Source organism: Pseudomonas sp. Sample_10 (assembly GCF_004321495.1).
In the GTDB taxonomy this organism is placed as follows: Bacteria; Pseudomonadota; Gammaproteobacteria; order Pseudomonadales; family Pseudomonadaceae; genus Aquipseudomonas.
Map to the genome: position 1 here is coordinate 1 of NZ_RCOE01000104.1, position 1,423 is coordinate 1,423.

The 1,423-nt window shown below is 60.9% G+C and carries 3 protein-coding genes; all 3 read left to right on the top strand.

Going from position 1 to position 1,423, the window contains the following annotated elements:
- Positions 1-338: NADH-quinone oxidoreductase subunit J (nuoJ, locus tag D8U18_RS09300; RefSeq protein ID WP_131107488.1), on the top strand; the 338-nt coding region annotated here is incomplete at its 5' end.
- A gap of 2 nt (positions 339-340) precedes the next feature.
- Complete coding sequence (gene nuoK / locus D8U18_RS09305; RefSeq protein WP_007946416.1) at positions 341-649, top strand: NADH-quinone oxidoreductase subunit NuoK; 309 nt, start codon at positions 341-343, stop codon at positions 647-649.
- On the top strand, positions 646-1,423 hold a 778-nt coding region (locus D8U18_RS09310; RefSeq protein WP_277752471.1), incomplete at its 3' end, for a proton-conducting transporter membrane subunit. The genes nuoK and D8U18_RS09310, both read left to right, overlap by 4 nt.

Consider the following 1,423-nt stretch of genomic DNA (forward strand, 5'->3'; position numbering starts at 1 on the left):
TGATCGCCTACGCCGGCGCCATCATGGTGCTGTTCGTGTTCGTGGTGATGATGCTCAACCTCGGTCCCGCCTCGGTGCAGCAGGAACGCTCCTGGCTCAAGCCCGGCATCTGGGCCGGACCGGTGATTCTTGCCGCGCTGCTGCTGGCCGAACTGCTGTATGTGCTGTTCGCTCACCAGAGCGGCCAGGCCATCGGCCACACCACCGTAGATGCGAAAGCCGTGGGCATCAGCCTGTTCGGCCCGTATCTGCTGGTGGTCGAACTCGCCTCGATGCTGCTGCTCGCCGCAGCCGTCACGGCGTTCCACTTGGGCCGCAACGAAGCCAAGGAGCAATGACGATGCCTGCTATCCCCATGGAGCATGGTCTGGCGGTCGCCGGCATCCTGTTCTGCCTCGGCCTGGTCGGCCTGATGGTCCGTCGCAACATTTTGTTCGTGTTGATGAGTCTTGAAGTGATGATGAACGCCTCTGCACTGGCGTTCATCGTTGCCGGTAGCCGCTGGGCGCAGCCGGATGGACAGATCATGTTCATCCTGGTGATCAGCCTGGCAGCCGCCGAGGCCAGTATTGGCCTGGCGATCCTGTTGCAACTGTATCGCCGCTTCCACACGCTCGATATCGACGCTGCCAGTGAGATGCGCGGATGAACCTACTCTTTCTGACTTTCGTATTCCCTCTCATTGGTTTTCTGCTGCTGTCGTTCTCCCGTGGACGCCTCTCGGAAAACCTGGCCGCGCTGATCGGCGTGGGTTCCATCGGTCTGTCGGCAATCGTTACCGCCTACGTGATCTGGCAATTCAACATCGCCCCGCCAGAAGGCGGCCACTACACCCAGGTGTTGTGGCAGTGGATGGCGGTGGAAGGCTTCACGCCGAACTTCGCGCTGTATCTGGACGGCCTGTCCGTGACCATGCTCGGCGTGGTTGTCGGCGTCGGCTTCCTGATCCACCTGTTCGCATCCTGGTACATGCGCGGTGAAGCCGGTTACTCGCGCTTCTTCGCCTACACCAACCTGTTTATCGCCAGCATGCTGTTCCTGGTCCTGGCCGATAACCTGCTGTTCGTGTACTTCGGCTGGGAAGGCGTGGGCCTGTGCTCGTACCTGTTGATCGGTTTCTACTACAGCAACCGCAACAACGGTAACGCCGCACTCAAAGCTTTCATCGTCACCCGCATCGGCGACGTGTTCATGGCCATCGGCCTGTTCATCCTGTTCCAGCAACTGGGCACGTTGAACGTCCAGGAACTGCTGGTACGTGCGCCGGAGCACTTCAAGGTCGGCGACTTCTGGATCGTTCTGGCAACCCTGATGCTGCTCGGCGGTGCTGTCGGTAAATCGGCGCAACTGCCGCTGCAAACCTGGCTCGCGGATGCGATGGCCGGCCCTACCCCGGTTTCGGCACTGATCCACGCCGCGACCA